The sequence below is a fragment of the Oceanicola sp. 502str15 genome, assembly GCF_024105635.1.
Taxonomy (GTDB): domain Bacteria; phylum Pseudomonadota; class Alphaproteobacteria; order Rhodobacterales; family Rhodobacteraceae; genus Vannielia.
Genome location: NZ_WYDQ01000001.1, coordinates 1,831,549 through 1,847,376 on the forward strand (window position 1 = coordinate 1,831,549; position 15,828 = coordinate 1,847,376).

At 68.1% G+C, this 15,828-nt stretch carries 17 protein-coding genes; 11 read left to right on the forward strand and 6 right to left on the reverse strand.

What is annotated here, in order from left to right; translation table 11 throughout:
• Positions 1–40: 40 nt before the first annotated feature.
• Positions 41–934: a DMT family transporter gene (locus tag GTH22_RS08850; protein WP_252944828.1), complete on the forward strand. Its 894-nt coding sequence runs from the start codon at positions 41–43 to the stop codon at positions 932–934.
• Between the two features lie 111 nt (positions 935–1,045).
• Here GTH22_RS08850 and GTH22_RS08855 read toward each other — a convergent pair whose 3' ends face one another.
• Positions 1,046–1,747 carry an NUDIX hydrolase gene (locus GTH22_RS08855; RefSeq protein ID WP_252944829.1) on the reverse strand — a complete coding sequence of 234 codons (702 nt, stop codon included), beginning with the start codon at positions 1,745–1,747 and terminating at the stop codon, positions 1,046–1,048.
• Between the two features lie 35 nt (positions 1,748–1,782).
• Positions 1,783–2,187: a DUF983 domain-containing protein gene (locus GTH22_RS08860; protein WP_252947613.1), complete on the reverse strand. Its 405-nt coding sequence runs from the start codon at positions 2,185–2,187 to the stop codon at positions 1,783–1,785.
• A 281-nt stretch (positions 2,188–2,468) separates the two neighbouring features.
• Between GTH22_RS08860 and GTH22_RS08865 the strand changes: the two genes are divergently transcribed.
• The 8 genes from GTH22_RS08865 (at position 2,469) to GTH22_RS08900 (ending at position 10,376) form a co-directional block, all read left to right on the forward strand.
• Positions 2,469–3,080 (forward strand): EF-hand domain-containing protein, encoded by a 612-nt coding sequence (locus GTH22_RS08865; protein WP_252944830.1) that lies wholly within the window; start codon positions 2,469–2,471, stop codon positions 3,078–3,080.
• A gap of 132 nt (positions 3,081–3,212) precedes the next feature.
• Positions 3,213–3,797, forward strand: a complete 585-nt coding sequence (locus tag GTH22_RS08870; protein WP_252944831.1) for an RNA polymerase sigma factor — start codon at positions 3,213–3,215, stop codon at positions 3,795–3,797.
• Positions 3,790–4,230 (forward strand): hypothetical protein, encoded by a 441-nt coding sequence (locus tag GTH22_RS08875; RefSeq protein ID WP_252944832.1) that lies wholly within the window; start codon positions 3,790–3,792, stop codon positions 4,228–4,230. The genes GTH22_RS08870 and GTH22_RS08875 overlap by 8 nt, the downstream gene beginning before the upstream one ends.
• Positions 4,231–4,238: 8 nt before the next feature.
• A complete protein-coding gene (locus tag GTH22_RS08880) occupies positions 4,239–4,766 on the forward strand; it encodes a periplasmic heavy metal sensor (RefSeq protein ID WP_252944833.1) in 528 nt (175 codons plus the stop codon).
• A gap of 70 nt (positions 4,767–4,836) precedes the next feature.
• Positions 4,837–6,837 carry a DNA primase gene (gene dnaG, locus GTH22_RS08885; protein WP_252944834.1) on the forward strand — a complete coding sequence of 667 codons (2,001 nt, stop codon included), beginning with the start codon at positions 4,837–4,839 and terminating at the stop codon, positions 6,835–6,837.
• Between the two features lie 154 nt (positions 6,838–6,991).
• A complete protein-coding gene (rpoD, locus tag GTH22_RS08890) occupies positions 6,992–8,983 on the forward strand; it encodes an RNA polymerase sigma factor RpoD (protein WP_252944835.1) in 1,992 nt (663 codons plus the stop codon).
• Positions 8,984–9,090: 107 nt separating this feature from the next.
• The gene (hisH, locus tag GTH22_RS08895) at positions 9,091–9,729 is read left to right on the forward strand and encodes an imidazole glycerol phosphate synthase subunit HisH (protein WP_252944836.1); all 639 of its coding nucleotides are present in this window, start codon (positions 9,091–9,093) and stop codon (positions 9,727–9,729) included.
• Positions 9,726–10,376, forward strand: coding sequence for an adenine nucleotide alpha hydrolase (locus tag GTH22_RS08900; protein WP_252944837.1), 651 nt, complete (start codon positions 9,726–9,728; stop codon positions 10,374–10,376). The genes hisH and GTH22_RS08900 overlap by 4 nt, the downstream gene beginning before the upstream one ends.
• Before the next feature lie 24 nt (positions 10,377–10,400).
• Here GTH22_RS08900 and GTH22_RS08905 read toward each other — a convergent pair whose 3' ends face one another.
• Together GTH22_RS08905 and GTH22_RS08910 are read right to left on the reverse strand one after the other, a co-directional pair.
• On the reverse strand, positions 10,401–10,796 hold the full coding sequence (locus tag GTH22_RS08905; RefSeq protein WP_252944838.1) for a DUF2147 domain-containing protein: 396 nt from the start codon (positions 10,794–10,796) through the stop codon (positions 10,401–10,403).
• A 146-nt stretch (positions 10,797–10,942) separates the two neighbouring features.
• A complete protein-coding gene (locus GTH22_RS08910; RefSeq protein ID WP_252944839.1) occupies positions 10,943–11,332 on the reverse strand; it encodes a DUF2147 domain-containing protein in 390 nt (129 codons plus the stop codon).
• 193 nt (positions 11,333–11,525) lie between these two features.
• Between GTH22_RS08910 and hisA the strand changes: the two genes are divergently transcribed.
• Positions 11,526–12,245 carry a 1-(5-phosphoribosyl)-5-[(5-phosphoribosylamino)methylideneamino]imidazole-4-carboxamide isomerase gene (gene hisA, locus GTH22_RS08915; protein ID WP_252944840.1) on the forward strand — a complete coding sequence of 240 codons (720 nt, stop codon included), beginning with the start codon at positions 11,526–11,528 and terminating at the stop codon, positions 12,243–12,245.
• 169 nt (positions 12,246–12,414) lie between these two features.
• On the forward strand, positions 12,415–14,145 hold the full coding sequence (locus tag GTH22_RS08920) for a GMC family oxidoreductase (RefSeq protein WP_252944841.1): 1,731 nt from the start codon (positions 12,415–12,417) through the stop codon (positions 14,143–14,145).
• 45 nt (positions 14,146–14,190) lie between these two features.
• On the opposite strand, the gene GTH22_RS08925 is transcribed toward GTH22_RS08920, so the two are convergent.
• Together GTH22_RS08925 and GTH22_RS08930 are read right to left on the reverse strand one after the other, a co-directional pair.
• On the reverse strand, positions 14,191–14,640 hold the full coding sequence (locus tag GTH22_RS08925) for a DUF302 domain-containing protein (protein ID WP_252944842.1): 450 nt from the start codon (positions 14,638–14,640) through the stop codon (positions 14,191–14,193).
• A gap of 78 nt (positions 14,641–14,718) precedes the next feature.
• A complete protein-coding gene (locus GTH22_RS08930) occupies positions 14,719–15,807 on the reverse strand; it encodes a class I SAM-dependent RNA methyltransferase (RefSeq protein WP_252944843.1) in 1,089 nt (362 codons plus the stop codon).
• Positions 15,808–15,828 lie beyond the last annotated feature (21 nt).

Sequence of the window (15,828 nt, forward strand, 5' to 3'; positions counted from 1 at the left end):
CCACTTCCCAAGTCCGCATTTATGTGCACATAGCACGCAAATGGACTGGCTCTGGATCATCTTCGCCCTCTCGGCCGCGCTCATTCAGGCGATGCGCTTCATGGTGCAAAAGCAGATGGCGCAGGCCGGGCTCACGGCCACGGGCGCCACATGGGCGCGGTTTCTCTATTCGCTGCCGATGATCTGGCTGGCGCTCTGGGCGATGGTCTCGCTGCGCGGCATGGAACTGCCGGTGCTGCACAGCCTGTTCTGGCCCTGGGCGCTGCTCGGCGGGGCCAGCCAGATCCTCGCCACCGTATTCACGGTCATGCTCTTTGCCCGCCGAAACTTCGCCGTGGGCGTGACCCTGCGCAAATCCGAAGTGCTGCTGACTGCCGCCGTGGGCTGGGCGCTGTTGGGCGAAACCCCGGGCTGGGGCGGGTTCGCGGCGATGGTGGTGGGGATGGTTGCGATCCTGATGCTCTCGGGGACGGGCGGAAAGCTGCGCCTCGATGCCCCCTCGGCCAGCCTCGGCCTCGGCGCGGGGCTGTTCTTCGCCTTTTCCGGCGTGGGCTACCGGGCCGCCACGCTGCAGGTTGCCAGCGACGACATCCTGCTGCGCCCGGCCCTGGCCCTGGGCTGCGTGGTGATCCTGCAGAACCTGATGATGCTGGCCTGGCTGCTGGCGCGCGATCGCGGCGAGATCACTCGGGTCTTCGCGGCCTGGCGGCCCGGCCTCGCGGTCGGCATCACCTCCTTCGGCGGCAGCTTCTGCTGGTTCGCCGCCTTCGCCCTGCAATCGGCCGCCGTGGTCTTCGCGGTGGGCCAGGTCGAGGTGCTGTTCTCGCTCTTCATCGGCGCCCGGGTCTTCTCGGAGCGGCTCGCCCGGCGCGAACTCGCAGGCATAGCCCTGCTCATCGCCTCGGTCATTGCCCTCGTCGCCGCCACGGCCTGAGCGCCACCCTGTTCATTTTCTTGCTGCAAATATCTCCGGGGGGTGTGGGGGGCTGGCCCCCCACTGTACGTCCCGGTGTGGGGAGCTGGCCCCCCGCTCCTGCCGCCGCCCTCAGCGCAGCCGCCGGATCCCTGCCACCAGGTCGTCATTGCGCACGAAGGGCACCCCGTCGGGGGGCGCGTCATGGGCGGTGAGCGCGGCGACCTCTCCGAGCACGACCTCGGTGATGAAGGGCAGATCGAAGCTGCGGGCCCGGGTCAGCGGAATCCATTGCAGCAGCGACAGCTCGTCCTCGGCGCGCGAGAAATCGTCCACGTCGCCGGCAACCCGGGTGGCGGGGGCGAGGAAGAAGCGGGCGTCGAAGCGGCGCGGGCGGCCCGGCGGGGTGATGGCGCGGTAGACGAAGCGCAGGCCCTCGGCCGAGGGCAGGTGGCCGCTGGCGGCAAAGCCGCGCCAGCCCCGGGGGGCGGGCGTGGGCCACGCACCGGGCACGCCGAGGATCAGCCCGGTCTCTTCCCAGAGTTCGCGCACCGCCGCCGCGAGCAGCGCCGGGACCAGCGGCTGCTCGGCTTCGGCCGCGAGACGTGCGGCGCAGACCGGGTCGGGGCCGCAGGCGAAGGGCACCGTGGCATCCACCGCATCCACCGCCCCGCCGGGAAAGACGAACTTGTTGGGCATGAAGGCGGCGCTCGCCCCGCGCTGGCCCATCAGCACCTCGGTGCCTTCGGCGCCCCGGCGATAGAGGATGATCGTGGCCGCATTGCGGATCGCCGTCTTGTCGACCGGCGTTCCAGCTGTCGAAACCTTGTCCATGAAGTGCCTCCCGCCGTCATGATGCGGCAGGCGCGTCAGCCTGCTTCGCCGCCGAACCCGTGCATCCGCTTGGCCCATTGCAGGCCCACCATCAGCCCCTTGAGCCGGGGCAGAAGGTAGAGCGAAAGCGCCACACAGCCAACCGTAAAGCCGGTGGCCAGCACCAGCGGGTCGGGGCGGAAGTTGGTGTAGACGATCAGGATAAGCGGCGCGAGCAGGTGGCCGACGATCAGGATGGTCAGGTAGGCCGGGCCGTCATCGGCGCGGTGGTGGTGCAGTTCTTCCTCGCAGACCGGGCAGGTGTCGCGCACCTTGAGGTAGCCCGCCATCATCGGCCCGTTGCCGCAGCACGGGCAGCGCCGCCGCCAACCGCGCAACATCGCGGGCTTGGCCGGACGCTCGCCGTCCGCGTCGCATTCCCTCAGGTCTTGCGCCGACATCGTGCCGGGCATGTCCACATGTTTCATTCCTGCACCCACCTTGCCGCCCGGACGATCCTTTGCGGGGCGGCGTTACCTTCTGGGGTCAATCTAGGCCTCCGGGCCCGGGATTGAGAGGGCACAGATTGTCCTTGCGTCGGGATGTCGCAAACCGGGGCGAAAAAGAATCTTTGCCCCAGAGCGACGGAAGCCGCGCCGGGGGGCGTTTGAGAAGCATCAACGGGCCAACGAAGGGCCCCGAGGCAAACCTGAATTGAGCACTCCTGAGGAGGACAACCAAGATGAAACGCATTCTGCTTCTCACCACCCTGATCGCCACCGGCCTGGCCGTGGCCCCGATGGCCGAGGCCCGTGGCCCCGGCGGCGGCATGGGCGGCATGGGCATGGGCCCGGGCGCCGATCCGACGCCCCCCAGCTTCACCGAGTTGGACGCCGATGCCAACGGCACCCTCTCGGCCGAAGAACTGGCCGCCGGTGACGCCGTGCGCTTTGCCCGCGCCGATGCCAATGGCGACGGCGAGATCAGCGCCGACGAGCTGGTGGCCGCGCAGGCCGCCCGCGAGGAGGCCCGCCGCGCCCAGCGTGCCGAGCGCATGATCGAGCGGCTCGACACCGATGGCAACGGCACCGTCTCCGCCGAGGAAATGGCCGCAGGCCGCCCGGAAAAGGCGCAGGAACGGCGCGAGGAGATGCTGGGCAAGCTCTTCGAGCGGATGGACACCGATGGTGACGGCAACGTGTCAGAGCAGGAATTCGAGACGGCCATGGCCTTCCTCGCAGATCGTGGCGAAGGGCGTGGCATGCGGGACGGCGATCGCGAGCACAAGCGCGGCGAGCGTCGTGGCGGCGACGAGCGGGGTGGCGACGGACATGGCCACTACCGCCGGAACTGACCCGTAACACCGTTTCGAACGCTTCCCTCCCCGCGCAAAGTGTCATCCCCCTGAAACCGCGTGGGGAGGGGGCCTTGAAACCGGCGTTTCAGGGCCATTGAGAAGACCGGAAAGACAAGCTAGACGCAGGCAATGCCCATGCCCCTCGACGCGCCCCAAGAGCCGGATGACGAGACGCTCCTGGCCCGGTTTGCCGGGGGCGACCGGATGGCGGCCCGCAGCCTGACGCTGCGGCTGACCCCGATGGTGCTGGGCCTCGCCACGCGGATGCTGACCGACCGCGCCGAGGCCGAGGACGTGGCGCAGGATGCGATGATGCGTCTGTGGAAGATCGCGCCCGACTGGCGCAGCGGCGAGGCCAAGGTGAGCACATGGCTCTATCAGGTGGCCCGCAACCTCTGCACCGACCGGCTGCGCAAACGCCGCGGGCAGGCGCTCGACTCCATCCCCGAGCCCGAAGACGAGCGGGCCGGCGTGGTGGAGCGGATGCAGGCCGAAGAACGCGCGGCGGCTCTCTATGCCGCGCTGGCCGAGCTGCCGGACCGCCAGAGCGAGGCGGTGCGGCTGAGACACATCGAAGGCCTGGGCAACCCCGTGATTGCCCGGCAGATGGACATTTCCGTAGAGGCGGTCGAAAGTCTGATCGCCCGCGGCAAACGCGCACTTGCGGCCCGTCTCAGGGGCGCCCGCGCAGAACTGGGGTTGAGCGATGGCTGACCATGACGACAAGCTGACCGCCTCGGAGGAGGCCCTGCTGGAGAGCTTCTTTTCCGCCGCGCGCGTGGAAGAGCCGATGGCGGCCGAGCCTTCGCCCGAGCTTCTGGCGCGGGTGCTGGAGGATGGCTACGGGGTGCAGGAGGGCTTTGCCGAAGCCGCGCCCGTCATCGCGTCCGCTGGTGGTGCCGCCGCCGCGCCGCGCCGCGGCTTTCTGGCCGCGCTCTGGGCCTCGATTGGCGGCGCGCCGGGCCTTGCCGGGCTGACCGCCGCCGCCCTCGCGGGCATCTGGATCGGGCTGCGCCCGCCCGAGGCCGTGTCGAGCGTGACCGCCAGCCTGCTGGGCAGCGCCACCGCCACCGCCGACACCACCGCCTCCGACGATGACCTGCTGGGCTACGACGTTGCCTATGCCGACCTGCTGACCGACGGCTGAGGACCAAGATGACCGACCTGCAACCCCCTCTGCCCGACCCCGCCAACCGCCCGCGCCGCTGGCTGCGCGTGGTGCTGGTGCTCTCGCTCGCCGCCAACCTCGCCGTGGCCGGGCTGGTGCTGGGCGCCTGGATCACCCATGACGGCAAGCGCGGCCCCGACGGGCGCCGTGGCGACAAGGATAAAATCGTTCGTGAGCTGGGCTTTGGCCCCTACGCCCGCGCCATTCCCCGCGAGAACCGCGAAGACTTCAGGGCGGCCATCGAGGCCCGCCGCGATGAGCTGCGCGCCAGCCGTAGCGGCCTGCGCAGCGCCTTCGAGGCCACCCTCGCCACGCTGCGGGCCGAGCCCTTCGACCGCGCCGCCATGGCCGCGCAGATGGAGGCGCAGCGCAGCGCCATCACCAAGGGACAGCGTATCGGCCACGAGATCCTGCTGGACCGGCTGGCCTCGATGAGCCCCGAGGAGCGCGCCGCATTCGCCGACCGTCTCGAGCGCGGGCTGGGCCGCGAGCCGGGCAAGAAAAAAGGCGACTAGCCGCGCCTGGCGTGGCGGGACCGGTCCCGCCCTACTGGACTCATCCCGCCCGCGGCCCGATATATGGAAAATGTCGCTGCCACCCGGATTCCTTGACGAGCTACGCACCCGCCTGTCGCTTTCCGACGTGGTGGGCCGCAAGGTCATGTGGGATCGCAAGAAATCCAACCAGGGCAAGGGCGACATGTGGGCGCCCTGCCCGTTTCACCACGAGAAGACCGCCAGCTTTCATGTCGATGACAAGCAGGGATTCTACTACTGCTTCGGCTGCCACGCGAAGGGCGATGCGATCTCCTTCGTGCGCGAGACCGAGAACGTCGGCTTCATGGAGGCGATCGAGATTCTCGCCGGCGAGGCCGGCATGCAGATGCCCGCCCGCGACCCGCAGGCGCAGGAAAAGGCCGATGCCACCACCCGGCTGACCGAGGTGATGGAGCAGGCGGTGAAGTGGTTTCGCCTGCAGCTCAAGACCGCCGCCGGGGCCGAGGCACGCAGCTACCTTGCGGGCCGGGGGCTGGGTGAGGAGGCGCAGGAGCGCTGGGGCCTCGGCTTTGCGCCGCCCGGCTGGGAAGGGCTGCGCGAGGCGCTCGCCCAGAAGGGGGTGAGCGTGGAGGACATGCTCGCCTGCCGCCTGCTGCGCGAGAGCGACAAGGGCCGCGCGCCCTATGATGCCTTCCGCAACCGCATCATGTTCCCGATACGCGATGCGCGGGGCCGCGCCATTGCCTTTGGCGGCCGCGCGATGGACCCGGCCGACAATGCCAAGTATCTCAACAGCTCCGAGGGCCCGCTGTTCGACAAGGGGCGCGTGCTGTTCAACCTCCAGAACGCCCGCAGCGCGGTGGGAAAGGGGCAGGCCCTGCTGGTGGCCGAGGGCTACATGGACGTGATCGCGCTGTCCGAGGCCGGGTTTGGCGGGGCGGTTGCGCCGCTGGGCACGGCGATTACCGAGACCCAGCTTCAGATGCTCTGGCGCCTCGCCCCCGAGCCGGTGGTGGCGCTGGATGGCGACAAGGCGGGCCTGCGCGCGGCGATGCGGCTGATCGACATGGCGCTGCCCCAGATCGGGCCGGGCCGCAGCCTGCGCTTTGCCCTGCTGCCCGAGGGCAAGGACCCCGACGACCTGCTGCGCGCCGAGGGGCCGCCCGCGATGCAGGCGGTGATCGAGCGGGCCGAACCGCTGGTGTCGCTGCTCTGGCGGCGCGAAACCGAGGACCGCGAGCTCGACAGCCCCGAGCGCCGCGCCGCGCTGGATGCCTCGCTGCGCGCCGCGACCCAGCTGATCCAGGACCCGGACGTGCGGCGGCACTACGACGAGGCCTTCAAGGAGCGCAAATGGGAGCTGTTCAACCCGCGCCGCGCCGCGGGCAACGCCCAGCAGGGCGGCGGCGAGGGCCAGTCGCGCGGCAACGGTGCGCCCCAGCGCCCGTGGCGCCCGCGCGGCATGCCCGCCCCTGCCCTGCCTACGCCCGCAACCCGCGGCTCGGTGCTGGCGGCGGCCGGGGCCGACATCGAGGAGCACCTGCGCGAGGCGGTGATCCTCGCCACCCTGCTCACCCACCCCGAGCTGGCCGATGAATTTGCCCATGCCATCGAAGAGCTCGACTGGAAGGGCAACGGGCATTCACCGCTCGCCATGGCGCTGCTCACCCATGCCGACGACGCCGACCCGCGCCGCGCATTGGAGGAAGAATTCGGCCCTGCCGCCCTTGAAAAGATCTTCACTCCGGCACATGTCCGCATTGCGCCCTGCATCCGCAATCCCGGAGACATCGAGCTGGCTCGCATGTGTCTCGCCCAGGATTTCGCAATCCTTTCTGCCGATCGTGGGGCCGCGCGGGAAATCGCGGAGGCGATGCATCAGATCGACGGGTTGGCCGATGAGGGGCTGACCTGGCGGCTTGGGCAGGCTTCGGAAGCCCGCCACCGCGCAACGACCAACCATGAAACCGACAAGGCCGACTATGATATCGCCCCAAACGGCGCCCGTCTCGACCGATCCGAACGCGCCAGCCTCGATGCGCTGCTCGACCAGATCGGGCAGCAAAAGCCTCGTGGGGGGCGGAGTTGATTTTAATTGTCGACATTCCCGCCACAGGGCGAGCGCCTTTCACATCAATTTTTATGGGCTTCTGCTGGAATCTCCGGTGATTCGCGCTATTGATTCGGAAAGCCCGAATCGCGCGTTCACCCGGACCGCCCGGAACGCCCTTCAGGAGAGCTAGATGGCCGCCAAGGACAACGACGACAACAAGCCTGACGACAACGAAGCCGAACCGATGCTCGACGTGAGCCAGGCGGCGGTCAAGAAGATGATCGCCGAGGCTCGTGAGCGCGGCTACATCACCTACGACCAGCTCAACCAGGTTCTGCCGCCCGATCAGGTGTCTTCGGACCAGATCGAGGACGTCATGTCGATGCTCTCGGAGATGGGCATCCAGGTGACCGAAGACGACGAGAACGAGGATGAGGACGAGCCGAAGGGCTCGACCGCCGTGGTGGAAACCTCCTCCTCGCGCGAAGTCGCCGTGTCGCAGTCCGAGACCGAAAAGCTCGACCGTACCGATGACCCGGTGCGGATGTACCTGCGCGAGATGGGCTCGGTCGAGCTGCTCTCCCGCGAGGGCGAGATCGCGATTGCCAAGCGCATCGAGGCCGGCCGCAACACCATGATCGCGGGCCTCTGCGAGAGCCCGCTGACCTTCCAGGCGATCACCATCTGGCGCGAGGAACTTCTGAACGAAGACATCCTGCTGCGCGATGTGATCGACCTTGAGACCACCTTCGGCCGTGGCGTGGATGGCGACGAGGACGAAGACGATACCGAGGAGGTTTCGTCGACGCCCTCCGGCGAGGACGGCGAGAAGGAACAGAAGCAGGAGCTCGACGCCGACGGAAACCCGATCGCCGTCGACGACGATGACGACGATGACGACGAGCAGGCCAACATGTCGCTCGCCGCGATGGAGGCCGCGCTCAAGCCGCGCGTGCTCGAAATGCTCGACGTCATCGCCCATGACTACACCGAGCTGGCCGAGATGCAGGACCAGCGGATGTCGGCCACGCTGAACGAGGACGGCTCGTTCTCGGAAAAGGCCGAGAAGAAATACCAGAAGCTGCGCGGCGAGATCGTGCTGCTGGTGAACGAGCTGCACCTGCACAACAATCGGATCGAGGCGCTGATCGACCAGCTCTACGGCATCAACCGCCGGATCATGTCGATCGACAGCGCGATGGTGAAACTGGCCGATGTGGCCCGCCTCAATCGCCGCGAGTTCATCGACGAATACCGTGGCTACGAGCTGGACCCGACCTGGATGGACCGCATGGCCGAAAAGGCCGGGCGGGGCTGGCAGGCGCTGTTCGAGCGCTCGTCGGAAAAGGTGGCCGAGCTGCGCATGGACATGGCCCAGGTCGGCCAATACGTCGGCGTCGACATCCCCGAGTTCCGCCGCATCGTGCAGCAGGTGCAGAAGGGCGAGAAGGAGGCCCGCCAGGCCAAGAAGGAAATGGTGGAAGCCAACCTCCGCCTGGTGATCTCGATTGCCAAGAAATACACCAACCGCGGGCTGCAATTCCTTGATCTCATTCAGGAAGGCAACATCGGCCTGATGAAGGCCGTCGACAAGTTCGAGTATCGCCGCGGTTACAAGTTCTCGACCTATGCGACGTGGTGGATCCGTCAGGCGATCACCCGGTCGATTGCCGATCAGGCCCGCACCATCCGTATTCCGGTGCACATGATCGAGACGATCAACAAGCTGGTCCGCACGGGCCGCCAGATGCTCCACGAGATCGGCCGCGAGCCGACGCCGGAGGAACTGGCCGAGAAGCTCCAGATGCCGCTGGAGAAGGTTCGCAAGGTGATGAAGATCGCCAAGGAGCCGATTTCTCTGGAGACGCCGATTGGCGACGAGGAAGACAGCCAGCTTGGCGATTTCATCGAGGACAAGAACGCCGTCCTGCCGCTGGATTCCGCCATTCAGGAGAACCTGAAGGAAACCACCACGCGGGTGCTGGCTTCGCTGACGCCCCGCGAGGAGCGGGTGCTGCGGATGCGCTTCGGCATCGGCATGAACACCGACCACACGCTCGAAGAGGTCGGCCAGCAGTTCTCGGTGACGCGCGAGCGAATCCGCCAGATCGAGGCGAAGGCGCTCAGGAAGCTGAAGCACCCGAGCCGGAGCCGGAAGCTGCGGTCGTTCCTGGATCAGTGATCTGAGGAGGGTGCGCCATGAATGCGCACCCTACCCCGGGCAGGCTGACCATGCCCCCTTGACCCCCTCTCCATGTCCCGCCACCCAAAGGCGCGAAAGGAGCTTCCATGCGCACCGTCCTCATTGATTACGACAGCGGCAACCTGCACTCCGCCGAGAAGGCGTTTCAGCGCATGGCGTCCGAGACGGGTGCGGGCGAGGTCATCGTGTCGTCTCATGCCGAGGAGGTCGCCCGGGCCGACCGGATCGTTCTGCCGGGCGATGGGGCCTACCCCTCCTGTCGCGCCGCGCTGGCCGCGCGGCCCGGCATGATCGAGGCGATCACCGAGCATGTGGAGGCCAAGGGCAAGCCGTTCATGGGCATCTGCATCGGGATGCAAATGATGAGCACGCTGGGGCGCGAACATGCGGACACCCCCGGCTTCGGCTGGATCCCCGGAGAGGTCGTGCCCATCACCCCCGCCGACCCAACGCTGAAGATCCCGCACATGGGCTGGAACGATCTGGTGGTCTCGGGCAGCCACCCCTGCCTCGAAGGCATCGCCACCGGCGATCACGCCTATTTCGTGCACAGCTACCACCTGACGCCCGAGCAGCCCGCCCACCGGCTGGCCTATGCCGACTACGCGGGCGAGGTCACGGCCATCGTAGGCGAAGGCACCCGCTTCGGCACCCAGTTCCACCCCGAGAAGAGCCAGCAGACCGGCCTTCGGATCATCGCCAACTTTCTCGGCTGGGCCCCGTGAGCGCGGCCATCGGCTGGTCGTCGGGCAAGGACGCCTGCATGGCCCTGATCCGGGCGCGCGCAGAGGGCCACGAGGTAAGCGTGGCGCTGACGACCACCAACGAGGCGTTCGACAGGGTCGCCATGCACGGCACCCGCACGGCGATCCTGCGGGCTCAGGCGAGCGCTGCCGGGCTGGAGCTGCTGGAGGTGCCCCTGCCCTGGCCCTGCACGAACGAGGTTTACGAGGCGCGGATGGGCGAGGCGATCAAGGCGCTTCGGGCGCGGGGCGTGAGCGAGATGATCTTCGGCGACCTCTTCCTTGAGGACGTGCGTGACTATCGGATTGCCCAGCTCGAGGGCACCGGCATTTCTCCCGTTTTCCCGCTCTGGGGCAGCGACACCACCGCCCTCGCCGCCGAGATTGCAGACACCTTCGACACCCGCATCGTCACGCTCGACCCGTCGAAACTGCCGGAGCATTTTGCTGGCCGGAGGCTTAACGCCGCGCTGCTGGCCGAGCTGCCCGAGGGCGTCGACCCCTGCGGCGAGAATGGCGAGTTTCATACCTGCGTGCTGAACGCACCCTGCTTCAGCGCGCCGATCCCGGCGCGACAGGGCGAGACTGTCACGCGAGACGGCTTTGTCTACGCGGATCTGACGCTCTGAACCGAAGGCGGGACAAGTCCCGCCCTACTTCAGCCGCGTCCAGGTCTGGTCCATGCAGATCGGCCCGGCGCAGCCCTTCACCAGCATCTTGTTGCCGCGCAGAACCATCTGCGCGCCGTAATCCCGGTTCATCACCGGCACGTAGGCCCGGCCCTGGTAGGTATCGGCGCCCGCTGGGGTCATGTCCCAGAACACGCGCTTGCCGACGTTGGGCGACTGGATGGGCTGGCCCGCGCTGTTGAACGCCTTGACGATGGTGCCACAGACCGCTGCGCCGCATTTGACCGCCTGCACATGGGCCACGTTGCCCTTCTTGTCGGGCCCGGTCAGCCACAGGCCCTCGGGCGTGCCCGCATGGGCAGCCACCGAGGTCAGCGCCATCGCGGCGGCCGTGAAAATCATGGTTCTGAACTTCGTCACCGGTATCACTCCTTCTGGCGACACTGGCTCGCTTCGCTGAAAGACAGCAGATGCAAAGCATGTTCGCCCTATGAGGGTAACGATGAGTCGTTGCAAGAAGTTCCTGCGGGCGTGGGCCGGATCGGCAGACGCCCGCAGGCGCGGCCTCAGTTGACCTTCTTCCAGGTGCCGCCATCGCGGCAGATGCCCAGCACGCAGCCGGAGACCTTCAAGGTGGAGCCGGAGAGCACTAGCTTGGAGTTGTAGGTCTTGCCACGGTCGGGCGAGTAGACCTTGCCCTTGTACTGGCCACCGCCCGACGGCTTGGTCTGCGAGATGATCTGCCGGCCCACGTTCTCCGACTGGATCTCCTTGCCGTTCGCCCCGTAGGCCTTGATCAGCGTGCCGCAGAGGCCGCCGCCGCAGGGTTTCACCTGCACCAGCCCGGAGTTGCCGTTGTCATCCTTGGCGGTGCGCCACAGCCCTTCCAGCGGGTCCGCCGCCCAGGCCGGGGCCGCCACCAGCAGGGCCGCCAGGGTCATTGCAATCTTGCGCATGGTTCTCCTCCCATTCAAAACGCTGCCCGCATCCTGTGGCCCCCGCCCCGGTTCACGCAACCATAACGTTGGGTCGGACCCGATCACATCGCCGCCGCCCTGCTCATTTCAGGCTCTCCCCATCCCGAAGGGCCAGCCCCCTTCCCTTCCCCCGCCCCCCATGGCAAACCGCGCCGCAAAAGGAGCCCGCGCCATGATCCTCTACCCCGCCATCGACCTGAAAGACGGCCATGCCGTGCGGCTCCTGCGCGGCGACATGGAAAAATCCACCACCTTCAACGAAGACCCGGCGGCGCAGGCCATGGAGTTCGTCGCGGCCGGGTGCGAATGGCTCCACCTCGTCGATCTCAACGGCGCCTTCGCCGGTGCGCCTGTCAACGCCGCGCCGGTCGAGGCGATCCTGAAGGCCACCAAGACCCCGGCCCAGCTCGGCGGCGGCATCCGCGACATGGCCACCATCGAGGCCTGGCTCTCCAAGGGCCTCGCCCGGGTGATCCTCGGCACCGTCGCGGTGGAAAACCCCGCCTTGGTGCGCGAAGCCGCCCGCGCCTTCCCCGGCCAGGTCGCCGTGGGGATCGACGCGCGCCACGGCAAGGTGGCCACCAAGGGCTGGGCGGAAGAAACCGACGTGGACGCCACCGAACTCGCCCGCTCCTTCGAAGACGCAGGCGTGGCGGCGATCATCTACACCGACATCCTGCGCGACGGTGCCATGCAGGGGCCGAACGTGGAGGCGACCGATGCGCTGGGTCGCGCGGTTTCGATCCCGGTCATCGCTTCGGGCGGGGTCTCTTCGCTGGCCGACCTGCAGGCACTGAAGGCCAAGGGCAGCATTGCGGGGGCGATCTCGGGGCGCGCGCTCTATGACGGTGCGATCGACCTCAAGGAAGCCCTCGCCGCACTCCGCGCCTGAACGCCGCATTATATTGCACATGCGTCGATGATCCCGCGACTTTAGTCGCGATTCTTGAAATTTCCCCTAGGGAATCTACCCGATTCATGCATTAAATTGCAACATCCGCACGAACCGTCGGGAGAGGAGGCCCGGCCCTCGCTGCGCGACCGACCAAGGGAGGACTCCGATGAAACCGATCTTTACTCAGGCAATGGCCAAGGGCGACCGCCTCATGGCGCTGCAATCCGGCCTCGTTCACGGGCGGCTCGGGCGCCGTCGCTTCATCCAGCTTGCACTGGCCGCAGGGGCTTCGCTTGCCTCAGCCGAGGCCTGGGCGCAGGAGCTGGGCGATGCGGCGATCACCCAGAGCTACAACGCGAAGAACATCGCCGCGCGTTACGATTACATCGTCGTCGGCTCCGGCTCCGGCGGGGCCGTGGTGGCGGGCCGCCTCGCGGCGGAAACCGATGCCTCGGTGCTGGTGCTGGAGGCCGGGGGCACCGACCAGATCGACGCGGTGCTAAACCCGCTGATGTGGCCCACCAACATCCGCTCCGAGCGCGACTGGGGCTATAGCGCCGAGCCTTCCGAGCATGTGAACAACCGCTCGCTGATCCTGCCGATGGGCAAGGTTGTGGGCGGGGGCAGCTCGATCAACGTCATGATCTGGGCGCGCGGCCACAAGAACGACTTCGACTTCTGGGCCGAGGAAACGGGCGATGACGGCTGGTCCTACGACAGCGTCCTCGAGATCTACAGGCGCATCGAAGACTGGCAGGGAGCGCCCGATGACACCCGCCGCGGCACCGGCGGCCGCCTCTGGGTGACCGATGTGCGCAATGTGAACCCCATCGCCCCCGCCTTCGTCGAGGCCTGCGGCACCGCGGGCATCCCCGCCTTCGACGACATGAACGGCGAGATGATGGAGGGCGCGGGCGGCGCGGCCCTCGCCAATGTGCGCATCAAGGACGGGATGCGCCGCAACATCCCCTCCGACTATCTCTGGGAGGCCCTGAAGCGCCCTAACATTACCCTGCTGACCGGGGCCACCGTGCACCGGCTCACCCTCAACGGCACCACCGTCACCGGGCTGACCTTCGAGAAAGACGGCGCGCTGCACGAGGTTGCCGCCAACACGCGCACCATCCTCAGCGCCGGGGCGATCAACACGCCCAAGATCCTCATGCAATCGGGCATCGGCCCGGCAGATCACCTCGCTGACCACGGCATCGGGGTGGTGCATGACCTGCCCGGCGTCGGCCAGAACTTTCAGGACCATATCCTGGCGGCGGGCTGCGTGTGGGAATACAACACGCCGCTCCCGCCGGGCAATTCCGCCGCCGAGGCGACCTTCTTCTGGAAGTCGGACTCTGCGCTCGACACCCCCGATCTCCAGCCCTTCCAGATCGAGGTACCCTATGCGTCCGAGGTCCACGGCTCGGCCTTTGCGCCCCCGCCCGGAAGCTGGACGATCGCGCCCGGCATCGTGCGCCCCCAGTCCCGCGGCGAGGTGCTGCTGACCGGGGCAAACCCGGACGACCCGGTGCGGATCGACGGCGGCTTCCTGAAAGAGCCGGCAGACCTGAAGGCGCTCACCACCTGCATCGAGCTGTGTCGCGAAATCGGCAATTCCGGCCCGCTGGCGGAGTTCGTGAAACGCGAGGTCATGCCCGGACCGATCACCGGCACGGCGCTGGAAGACTTCGCCCGCAATGCGGCAGGCACCTACTTTCATGAAAGCTGTACCTGCAAGATGGGCAAGGATGACATGTCGGTGGTTTCGGGCGCGCTCGCCGTGCACGGCATCGAAGGGCTCTCGATTGCAGATGCTTCCGCCATGCCCCGCGTCTCCACCGGCAATACCATGGCCTCGACCGTTGTGATCGGCGAGCGCATGGCCGATCTCCTCATCGGCTAGGCGGCGCGGGCGCGGGGGCTCCTCCCCTCCCGCGCCCGCAATGCCTCACTCCCCGGTGGCTGCCCCGGTGAGCTTTTTCAGGGCGCCCTCCATCTGGGCGATGACCGGCAGGTCATCATCGACGCCAACCTCGTCCAGCATCTCCTCGGGGTCCTGATAGGAAAGCTGCACCGCGCCCGCGTCATCCTCCCAGATCAGCACCTTCATCGGCAGCGCCAGCCCGGCCATCGGGTTGTCCTGAATCGCGGGCGTTCCGAGCTTCGGGTTGCCAAAGATCACCAGCTCCATCGGGGCCAGCTCCAGCTCCGCCGTCTCGCCCCCGCCCGCATGATCGACCCGCGCAAAGACGGTTGCGCCCGCGCCTTCGATTGCGGCCACCAGCCGGTCGGCCACTTCGGCCACGGAGCCGGTGGCGGGCACGTTGATGATATCGTCATCGGCCAGCGCGGGGCTGGCGGCGAGGGTCAGGGCGAGGGCGGCGAGGGCGTGTTTCATGGCGGTGTCTCCGGTTTGGATTGCGCAAGCTCAACCCGGAGCATCGCAGCCTCGTTCCGCCTGTCTACCGCGCGGCGCTCACATCTGCGCCAGCCAAAGCCGCACCTTCAGCCCGCCATGGGCCACATGCGGCCCCGGCGGCTCCCAGGGCAGGCCGGTGGCGCGGGCGAGCTTTTCGTCGCTCGTGACCATGGCCAACCGCCAGCCCGCGAAGCGCTCTTTCATCACCTTGCCGAAGGCGCCGTAAAGCCCGAAAAGCGGGGCCTTGTTGCCGATCCGGCTGCCATAGGGCGGGTTGCAGATCACCAGCCCCGGATCGCACTCGGGCCGCTCCAGCGCGCTCACGCTGGCCTCGGAAAACTGGCAGTCGACCCCGGCCCGCGCGGCGTTCTCGCGGCTCATCGCCACCGCGCCCGCGTCGCGATCCGAGCCGATCACCGGCCCCGCGCCCCGCGCCACCGGCGGCCTCGCCTTCAACGCGGCATAGGCCTCTGCCTCGAAGGCACCGAAGCTCTCGAAGGCAAAGCTGCGCTCCCGCCCGGGCGCAAGGCCCGCCGCGATCTCCGCCGCCTCGATGCAGAAGGTCCCCGAGCCGCACATCGGATCCATCACCGCCTCGCGCCCGGCATAGCCCGCCGCCCTCAGCAGCCCGGCGGCCATGGTCTCGCGCAGCGGCGCGGCGTTCACCGCGGTCTTGAAGCCCCGCCGGTGCAGCGCCTCGCCCGAGCTGTCCACGCTCACCACGCAGCGGTTCTCCTCGATGCGCACCAGCACCCGCAGCCCCTCCGGGTCCACCACCGCGCCCGCACGGCCAAGGGCCTCCTCCAGCCGCCCCTTCACCGCGCCCGCGTGGTAGAGCTTGGAGTGCTTCGTCGCCGCCTCCGCCCGCACCGCCTGGCCCGGTGCCAGCACCGCCGCCCAATCCACCGCGTCCAGCCCGGTCTCCAGCGCCCGAAAGCTCATCGCCCTGAAGGCCGCCAGACGCACCAGCACCCGCCCCGGCACCCGCAGCACAAGGTTGGCCCGCCAGACCTCGGGCCAGCCGCCCCGGCAGACCACGCCGCCCGGCACCACGCGGGCCTTGGCAAAGCCCTGCTCGCGGGCCTCTGCGGCGGCCACCTCCTCCAGCCCCGGTGCGACCACCAGGAAGATCTCCATCTTTTCCATGCCCCTGCCCTAGCCGCCCGC

Bases quoted from the DNA above. Each gene is read 5' to 3' on its own strand.
- GTH22_RS08875 (WP_252944832.1), top strand. From the start codon at position 3,790: ATGGCTGACCATGACGACAAGCTGACCGCCTCGGAGGAGGCCCTGCTG.
- hisH (WP_252944836.1), top strand. From the start codon at position 9,091: ATGCGCACCGTCCTCATTGATTACGACAGCGGCAACCTGCACTCCGCC.
- rpoD (WP_252944835.1), top strand. From the start codon at position 6,992: ATGGCCGCCAAGGACAACGACGACAACAAGCCTGACGACAACGAAGCC.
- GTH22_RS08880 (WP_252944833.1), top strand. From the start codon at position 4,239: ATGACCGACCTGCAACCCCCTCTGCCCGACCCCGCCAACCGCCCGCGC.
- GTH22_RS08930 (WP_252944843.1), bottom strand. From the start codon at position 15,807: ATGGAAAAGATGGAGATCTTCCTGGTGGTCGCACCGGGGCTGGAGGAG.
- GTH22_RS08850 (WP_252944828.1), top strand. From the start codon at position 41: ATGGACTGGCTCTGGATCATCTTCGCCCTCTCGGCCGCGCTCATTCAG.
- GTH22_RS08860 (WP_252947613.1), bottom strand. From the start codon at position 2,187: ATGTCGGCGCAAGACCTGAGGGAATGCGACGCGGACGGCGAGCGTCCG.
- GTH22_RS08855 (WP_252944829.1), bottom strand. From the start codon at position 1,747: ATGGACAAGGTTTCGACAGCTGGAACGCCGGTCGACAAGACGGCGATC.
- GTH22_RS08925 (WP_252944842.1), bottom strand. From the start codon at position 14,640: ATGAAACACGCCCTCGCCGCCCTCGCCCTGACCCTCGCCGCCAGCCCC.
- dnaG (WP_252944834.1), top strand. From the start codon at position 4,837: ATGTCGCTGCCACCCGGATTCCTTGACGAGCTACGCACCCGCCTGTCG.
- GTH22_RS08920 (WP_252944841.1), top strand. From the start codon at position 12,415: ATGAAACCGATCTTTACTCAGGCAATGGCCAAGGGCGACCGCCTCATG.
- hisA (WP_252944840.1), top strand. From the start codon at position 11,526: ATGATCCTCTACCCCGCCATCGACCTGAAAGACGGCCATGCCGTGCGG.
- GTH22_RS08870 (WP_252944831.1), top strand. From the start codon at position 3,213: ATGCCCATGCCCCTCGACGCGCCCCAAGAGCCGGATGACGAGACGCTC.
- GTH22_RS08910 (WP_252944839.1), bottom strand. From the start codon at position 11,332: ATGCGCAAGATTGCAATGACCCTGGCGGCCCTGCTGGTGGCGGCCCCG.
- GTH22_RS08865 (WP_252944830.1), top strand. From the start codon at position 2,469: ATGAAACGCATTCTGCTTCTCACCACCCTGATCGCCACCGGCCTGGCC.